Origin of the sequence: Pediococcus ethanolidurans, from assembly GCF_001437405.1 — a bacterium.
GTDB lineage: Bacteria > Bacillota > Bacilli > Lactobacillales > Lactobacillaceae > Pediococcus > Pediococcus ethanolidurans.
The window spans coordinates 1-6,572 of the sequence record NZ_JQBY01000044.1 but is presented as its reverse complement, the minus strand read 5'-3'; the positions used below and the strand labels follow the sequence as shown (position 1 = coordinate 6,572).

General features: G+C 36.0%; 9 protein-coding genes. 2 read left to right on the top strand and 7 right to left on the bottom strand.

Annotation, left to right across the window (positions count from 1 at the left end):
* From IV87_RS10630 to IV87_RS10605, 6 genes are all read right to left on the bottom strand, one after another.
* A partial coding sequence (locus IV87_RS10630) for a KxYKxGKxW signal peptide domain-containing protein (RefSeq protein ID WP_169790699.1) occupies positions 1 to 336 on the bottom strand: 336 nt, incomplete at its 3' end.
* A 139-nt stretch (positions 337 to 475) separates the two neighbouring features.
* Positions 476 to 1,078, bottom strand: a complete 603-nt coding sequence (locus IV87_RS10625; RefSeq protein ID WP_057808098.1) for a DUF536 domain-containing protein — start codon at positions 1,076 to 1,078, stop codon at positions 476 to 478.
* Positions 1,071 to 2,006 (bottom strand): replication initiation protein, encoded by a 936-nt coding sequence (locus IV87_RS10620; protein ID WP_057808096.1) that lies wholly within the window; start codon positions 2,004 to 2,006, stop codon positions 1,071 to 1,073. Before IV87_RS10620 ends, IV87_RS10625 begins: the two co-directional genes overlap by 8 nt.
* A gap of 718 nt (positions 2,007 to 2,724) precedes the next feature.
* Positions 2,725 to 2,937, bottom strand: a complete 213-nt coding sequence (locus IV87_RS10615; RefSeq protein ID WP_010015136.1) for a hypothetical protein — start codon at positions 2,935 to 2,937, stop codon at positions 2,725 to 2,727.
* A gap of 381 nt (positions 2,938 to 3,318) precedes the next feature.
* The gene (locus tag IV87_RS10610; RefSeq protein ID WP_057808094.1) at positions 3,319 to 3,678 is read right to left on the bottom strand and encodes a hypothetical protein; all 360 of its coding nucleotides are present in this window, start codon (positions 3,676 to 3,678) and stop codon (positions 3,319 to 3,321) included.
* Between the two features lie 12 nt (positions 3,679 to 3,690).
* Complete coding sequence (locus tag IV87_RS10605; RefSeq protein WP_057808092.1) at positions 3,691 to 4,278, bottom strand: site-specific integrase; 588 nt, start codon at positions 4,276 to 4,278, stop codon at positions 3,691 to 3,693.
* Between the two features lie 76 nt (positions 4,279 to 4,354).
* Between IV87_RS10605 and IV87_RS10600 the strand changes: the two genes are divergently transcribed.
* Both IV87_RS10600 and IV87_RS10595 read left to right on the top strand, forming a co-directional pair.
* A complete protein-coding gene (locus tag IV87_RS10600) occupies positions 4,355 to 4,633 on the top strand; it encodes a type II toxin-antitoxin system Phd/YefM family antitoxin (protein WP_003586674.1) in 279 nt (92 codons plus the stop codon).
* Positions 4,633 to 4,989, top strand: coding sequence for a type II toxin-antitoxin system YafQ family toxin (locus IV87_RS10595; protein ID WP_046041398.1), 357 nt, complete (start codon positions 4,633 to 4,635; stop codon positions 4,987 to 4,989). The genes IV87_RS10600 and IV87_RS10595 overlap by 1 nt, the downstream gene beginning before the upstream one ends.
* A 224-nt stretch (positions 4,990 to 5,213) precedes the next feature.
* Here the strand turns inward: IV87_RS10595 and IV87_RS10590 are convergent.
* On the bottom strand, positions 5,214 to 6,572 hold a 1,359-nt coding region (locus tag IV87_RS10590), incomplete at its 5' end, for a collagen-binding domain-containing protein (RefSeq protein WP_057808089.1).

Sequence of the window (6,572 nt, the reverse complement as noted above, 5' to 3'; positions counted from 1 at the left end):
TTTTTTTGAATTATCAGTTGAGGTAGCAGGTAAATTAGTTTTCTTGCTGGCGACACCAGTATTTACTGAATCATCAGTTGATGTGACAGGTACAGTAGGATTCTTGCTGGCGGCACCAGTATTTACTGAACTATCAGTTGATGTGACAGGTACAGTAGGATTCTTGCTGGCAGAGCCAGTATTTACTGAATCATCAGTTGATGTAATAGTCACAGTACTATCTGCTTTTACAACATATGTACTTTCACTTAACCCAACCCCTAAAGCAATTACAGTAACTGCTGCAAAAACCCATTTTTTGCCATCTTTATACATCTTGTAATGTTGTTTTTCCATAGAAACTCCTCCAAAATAAAGCATCCTTAATCAAACTGGATACAACCTAGATTAAACACCGAAAGTATAGCATAAATTTCTTCTACCTTGAGACATTATCTTAGGCTCTATTTTCATGTTTAATCCACCTTTTTAATTTTTACCAGAAATGCCACCAACTATTATTGGCTTTATTATTATTAGATACTTTCTTTTCTTTCTGCTTGTCGTTTTCATCTTTGACTTGACTAGAATTAATGTTATTCGACAAGGTATCATCTTTATCATTTTTTGCCCGTTTTTGAATTGAACTAGAGGGTTCAGACAACTCACTCAGTTTCCGTACATGCTCTTTTAATCGATGGTTTTCTGCTACCGTGGCTAGTTGTAACTGCTGTTGCTGATCCACCAATTTTGTTAGGCAATCTATTTGTCGATCTTTGTTACTTATTTGCTGGTCTTTGGTAGCAAGCTGTTTGTCACGTTGAGATTTTAAGTCTGCTACTTCTCTTCTTAGAGTAGCGATTAGCTCATTATTTTCTTTGCTAGTCTTTGTCGCTTTTTTACTACCTGTTTGTTGACTATTTGCTACCAAAGTCTTTGCTACTTTACCTCTAATAATTCTTTCAGCTGTAGGGCTGATCACGTTTTTACCTTGACTATCTTTTTGTCGGTTCTTTGTTGGTAGTCTTTGGTAGTGGTATTGAATAGTTTGTTTAGAGACCTTTAATTCATCAGCAAGTTCTCTAATAGTTTTAGGCATGATTTCCAAACCCCTTTCGGAGTTCAGCAAGTGCTTCTTGTCTTGCTTGATCTCTTATTTTTTTATCGTGCTCGGCCTGTTTATCAGCCAATGCTTGTTTCTCAGTAGAGCCTAAAGTTAACCCCTTAACCTTGTCAATGGCGCGCCATTTTTCCTGCTCTGTTAATTCACCATTATGCTGAATGTTAAAGAGTTTTTGACGTTCATCTTGAAATTGACCTTGTGAGAAGTCGTTAGCGTCTTTCTTTTCAGGCTTCCAAGTAAAAGAATACCCAATCACTGGTTTCCCGCGGCCTTTACCATATTTTTTTCTAACCGTTAGGCCTCTAAACAAAGGGGTTAGTTCTTCTTTGATCGGGCGAATAACCCTGGATTCAACATTTGTCGGCTTGCTCCAATAGCTTTGTGGAATATCTAGTAATTCAAAGAAATCATTTTTAGAAAAATAAGCATAACCAGTGGTTCGAAATTGTTTAAGAAGACGGAACGTTGTTTTTGCATAACTACTCTTTAAATCTCTGAACTCTGCTAAAGCATAACGAACCCAGCTTTCAAGATTATTTAGAAGTTTCAACGCTTTGGGATAAATTTGAATATCAACATAAGGAACGTCTGCAGACCCCTTAATTTCAAATCGAGTGAACATGACAAACATCTCTCTATCAAGACCATCTTTACTTCGAGAGCCAAATCTAAGACCTAATATTTTTTGATATGTGCTTTGTATGTCATCAATAAACCGATTATTTGCGGTTGGTTTATAGGCGCTTAATTCTTTTAACTGATCAAAGGTGAATCTAACAGTATTATCACCTTTGTCACGCATTCTAGAAACTACAGAAAAGAACAAGTTCATTTCTACAGGAGTGAACCTTCGCAAGGGGATTGTATTTAATTCAGGGTCATATTTGACCAATTCATTGCTCATAAAATAACCTCCTTGAATAACACTACCTTATTTGAATACAGAAGTAAAAAAGTGTAGTCGATAAACAGACAAAATGTAGTCGATAAACAGACAAAATGTAGTCGATAAACAGACAAAATGTAGTCGATAAACAGACAAAATGTAGTCGATAAAACCCTGTGTCTATTGGGAGAGTAAGGCTCAAGAGGGGTCTAAAAGAGGTTTAAAAGAGGTATATAAAAGAGGTATATAAAAGGCACCACTGTACGAGATCAAAACCTAAAATCAAAAACACAAAGGAGTGAGCCAAAAACAGGCTCACATTCAACTCCAGTCGCTACGCTCCTTGCGCCTCACTCTGTTCGTTGCCAGATAAGGTGTGGCAAGCCACATTTAATCGGGCGCTGACGCCCCGTACCCCGTCCAAGCTGAACCAGCTTGACCGCTTTTTCACTCGCCGTTAGGCAGGAAAGCAAAGTTTCTATAAAACTTTGGCTTTCGCCATTTCAGTGTTAAGACTGGTTTAGAGCTGTCAATTCCTTATGCTCCCACGCTTTGCTCGTCCGCTACCATTGACAGCAAAAAGTTAGTTTTTCTAAATCTTAACAAGACTTTAACTGCTATATTCGTTTTTAAAGGCCTTATTTCTCGTTTCTAGCGGTTTTAAGACTGTTTATATATATTTATATATTTATATACCAAAGCAAAAACAAAAAGCCCTCAACAGGCTCTTAGAGGGCTAAATAACGAAGCCAGGACGATTAATAATATCTTCTTGTCTTTTTTGCAAAATATAAGTGTATAAGGAATCATACAAATTCTTTTTAATCTCGTCAGGTTCATTGACAGAAGCTTCAAACAATTCTTGAATATCAACTTGCCAAGGATCAGCAAGCATTTCATCAATTGGTTTTAATACTTTCTTTTCGTCCATCTTAATGACTCCTAACATCAAAATAATGCTTTCAGTTTAAATTCACAGATCTTACAGCACCGTTATTCAAAATTTGTTACCAAGCTTATAAAGATTATCTGCACAAAGCAATTAAAAAATTTTGGCTTAAAACAGCGTAATCTGCAACACTTTTTAAATATTTAAAACATAACAATCCTAGTTAGGTGCAAACATAAATTGAATTAAAAATACAGTCAATTCAACAACGGCAAAAACTGATTTCATGGTTATCAGCAGACCGAGTGAAACGAGGTCAATGCAATGCGCACTTACACCCTTGACACTTGTCAAGGGTAGATTTAATCTCCATTTTGATGGGGATTATTTGTATTAGAAGGCTAGCGCCAACGATCAAGAACCTAGTGCTAAATCTTAAGATTAATCAATCACATTACGAAGAATCCAATAACTATAAGCAAGACGAGCACCAGGAGTTATCACCCAAGGGTGATTAATTTCGAAAATTTGAATTTCAGTTGCTAAGTAAAGCGGCGTCTTACCATGATTAAAGTTAAAAACGGGTTGCGGAAAATCAGGCTTACTAGCAACTTGGTGAACACTTTGACGAGAGTTCATCTGCCACCGAGTTTTTAAATCTTCACGCGACAATAATTGTGGTAATTGTGTTTTTTCAATTTGAGCTTGTTGCTGCAACTTTTGTGTAAATTCTTGTTTAGTCTTGTTTTGGTGCCAATCATCAAACAGCTCATATTTGTTGGTTTTAAAATCTAAATCCATAAGGACAACCTCCTAACCAAAATCAATCTGATCCAGCATCGTTTCGGTACTGGCTTGGTCTAAGCCTAAATAAGCTAAAGTCATGGCTTCACTTGAATGATTTAATAAGTGCATGACTAAGCCAATATTATAGTTTGATTGTGTGTAGATACGGTAAGCCCCGGTTTTGCGCATTGTATGGGTCCCTAGATAATTAATGCCTAACAGCTCACCAACCTTACTCATGATTTTGTAAAATTGTTTTTCTGTAATATGGCGCTCGGGGTGTTGAATGGAAGGAAAGAGCCATTCAGAGGCTAGTCTATGATCAAGTAGCCATTGGCGATACAATAAGAGCTCTGTTTGAACTGGTTTAAGGTACAAGGTATTGGGCTTACCCGTTTTTCGATCGTGAATGAACGTATTTTGTTTAATTGTACCGTCCAGATTAAAAATGTCGGTCTGTTTTAAGCGCATGACATCACTGACTCGCAACAGTGTCGCTTTGCCAACTTGAAAAACGGTATAGTTTCGCCGGCCAGCTTTAAAATTGTTGAGTAAGGTATCTTGAACCTCTTTGAGAACGTTTGAATCTTTGATGGGTAAGACAACTTGTTGCATAGTTTTAGCTCCTTAAAAAATTGATTTTTAGTACAAATTAAAGTACAATATTAAGTACAATGAAAGGGTGATAAATATGACATTAGCATTAACACAGAGCGATTTTCGCGCTAACTTAAAAAAATATTTAGATCAAGTTAATGACGAAGACGAAACAGTTTATATTGCTCGTTCAAATAGTCGCGCAGTAGCCATCGTTTCACAAGAAAAAATGGACTGGCTAGAAAGAGCATTAAAAGCTAAAGAAGGTTCGTTAGAATATGCAATTGCACGTGATCAGTTAATTAAACGCCATGTTTTACCTGACGATGAAATTGTTGAATCAGATGATGATTATTGGGGTCAGTTTAAATAATGAAAAAACTAAGATTTAAACCACGTGCAACCTTTAATGCTGATCTAAAACGGTTAGCCAGTTTAGATAAATCTATTATTGATGAAGTTCGAGCAGCCATTGACCTGTTGCTTGAGCAACAACAATTACCACCAGAATTTGAAGATCATGAGCTTAATCGGCGAATGAGCGGCTATAATGAATTTCACTTACGAGACACCCCGAAAAACAAAACACCAAGCGAAACTAACGATGTCCTGGTGGTTTATACGATTGATAAAGATGAACTAGTCTTAATTGGCATTCGAGTCGGATCGCATGATCGTTTATTTCCTGGTCAAAATCGTGCTAAAAGGTATCGAAAAAATGACGAATAAAAGAAGCTATTTCTGGTATATAAAAATAAATAACCCCTAATATCTACATTATAGATATTAGGGGTTATTCTTTCAATGTTTTCGAGGGGGTATTTGTTAATTATAGCCCCTAAACACTGAATCAAAAAACTTTAAATTTCATTATTAGGATGTTTTCGTAATATTAACACTATTTTTTTCTTTTCTTCCATCCACTCTTAGATAGTATACGGTAGATTGTTTAGTTAATCTTTCCACTTTTTTCTGAAAGTCAGCCAACTGGTTAAACTTCCTAAAGCCAGTAATAAGACACCTAGAGCTGAAACAGAGCTTTCTGATTTTTCACTAGTTTGTGGTAAAGCTTCTATATTTTTAGAAGGAATTTTTTCTTTATCATTTACCAATGAAACTGTTTTTTTCTCATTAACATTAGTTTTAATCAATTGAGTTGGCTGTGTCGGTTGAGTTGGCTGTGTCGGTTGAGTTGGCTGTGTCGGTTGAGTTGGCTGTGTCGGTTGAGTTGGCTGTGTCGGTTGAGTTGGCTGCGTCGGTTGAGTTGGCTGTGTCGGTTGTGGATGAATATCCCATCTGTGCGATTCACCGCCGGTTATATTAACGATATTAGCAACAATATTCCCATCAATGTTAACTCCAGCATTAATAGTCGCATTAGGTGCTAAAACACTTCCCATAAACCGACCACTGCTGAAATTGAAGGCTTGTTCATCGGTACCTAAGTTCCATAATACATGGTTAGGCTCTGAATGCCCTTCACTATTGGGTAAAGAATTAGTTCCACCATCATAATATAATTGAACTTGTGTAGAAATATTTTGATCACCATTTGGAATATCAGTAACGTTAATGACGACAGTAGGACCATTTTCTAAATGAGATATTCCCTTGATCGTAATCGGCTGAGAAGCACTCAAATATTTAAATGGAACATTTACATAAATAATTTGTGTTCCAGTTGCTACTTTCGAAACATCAACATAGCGATTATTCATGTCATCATAATTTGAAATAACACCTTTTGACTGAGGAGTACTAGCATAACTGGTGGATGCCTTTACTAGTTGCTGAAATACATCACTAAAATCAATATAGGTCTGCCCATTGGTATCTTGATAAACATCTTCAGGTTTTAAATTATCCATAGTGATACCATTGATCAAGACCTTGTTATTTTCAATTGATACACTAACATCTTTACCTAATACTACATGATTAAATGTTTTATTTCTAAAAGCGTTACTTTGAAGATCTTTGGCCAGTTGTTGAATGTAATAAATATCACCGCTAGTTAAATTGTATGAATCACCACGTGTACCAAAATCGTTAGGGCCATTTAAAATTTTAACAGCTAAATTACCATTAGTATCCGCTGATAAACTAGCTTGATTTGCAAAAATATGGAACAAAGAAGCTAATTTTAAAACACTGTTAGTATTTAGGTCGTTAATATCAATTCCTAAATTTTTTAAATAAGTATCATCACTAATGGAAGTAGCTGGTTGGACACTATCAGATGATAAGGCCAATTTTTCAAGATTGCCTTTCTCTTCTAAATGATTGGTAACAAGTGAAGATTTAATTTTTTT

Excerpts from the sequence above, each read along its gene's own strand:
- IV87_RS10625 (WP_057808098.1), bottom strand. The coding sequence starts at position 1,078 with ATGCCTAAAACTATTAGAGAACTTGCTGATGAATTAAAGGTCTCTAAA.
- IV87_RS10620 (WP_057808096.1), bottom strand. The coding sequence starts at position 2,006 with ATGAGCAATGAATTGGTCAAATATGACCCTGAATTAAATACAATCCCC.
- IV87_RS10615 (WP_010015136.1), bottom strand. The coding sequence starts at position 2,937 with ATGTTAGGAGTCATTAAGATGGACGAAAAGAAAGTATTAAAACCAATT.
- IV87_RS10610 (WP_057808094.1), bottom strand. The coding sequence starts at position 3,678 with ATGGATTTAGATTTTAAAACCAACAAATATGAGCTGTTTGATGATTGG.
- IV87_RS10605 (WP_057808092.1), bottom strand. The coding sequence starts at position 4,278 with ATGCAACAAGTTGTCTTACCCATCAAAGATTCAAACGTTCTCAAAGAG.
- IV87_RS10600 (WP_003586674.1), top strand. The coding sequence starts at position 4,355 with ATGACATTAGCATTAACACAGAGCGATTTTCGCGCTAACTTAAAAAAA.
- IV87_RS10595 (WP_046041398.1), top strand. The coding sequence starts at position 4,633 with ATGAAAAAACTAAGATTTAAACCACGTGCAACCTTTAATGCTGATCTA.